The sequence below is a fragment of the Psychrobacter sp. TB20-MNA-CIBAN-0197 genome (assembly GCF_040309765.1).
GTDB classification, from domain to species: Bacteria; Pseudomonadota; Gammaproteobacteria; order Pseudomonadales; family Moraxellaceae; genus Psychrobacter; species Psychrobacter submarinus.
Genome location: NZ_JBEOPC010000154.1, coordinates 1 through 387, shown reverse-complemented (window position 1 = coordinate 387; position 387 = coordinate 1). Strand labels below are relative to the sequence as shown.

1 protein-coding gene is annotated in these 387 nt (G+C 42.4%); it reads right to left on the bottom strand.

What is annotated here, in order from left to right; genetic code table 11:
- A partial coding sequence (locus AAEY83_RS13085) for a nicotinate-nicotinamide nucleotide adenylyltransferase (RefSeq protein WP_351059391.1) occupies positions 1-316 on the bottom strand: 316 nt, incomplete at its 3' end.
- Positions 317-387 lie beyond the last annotated feature (71 nt).

The following is a 387-nucleotide window of genomic DNA, read 5'->3' as shown; positions in this document are numbered from 1 at the left end:
AGTCCATGCCAATTAAAAACACAATTGGCGTGTTTGGATGCTGTGCTCTTAATTCTTGTAAACTCAATAAAGAATAAGAAGGCCCAGTGCGGTGCAACTCTCTTAAATCGAGTTGAAAAAAAGGGTAAGGCGCAATTGCTGCATTGAGCATAGCTACTCGGTGCTCGGTGCTAATGCCAGGAGCCATTTTGTGGGCGGGCAGTGCGCAAGGCATAAAGTACAACGTATTTAAGTTAAGTGCATTTACGCATTGCTTTGCCATATTAATGTGCCCCAAATGAACGGGGTCGAAAGTGCCACCAAAAATTGCGATCATGTTAAATTCTGCATTTTAATTAACAGGATGACATGGCAGCGAAATATTCAGCGGTTGGCAAAACTTAATAC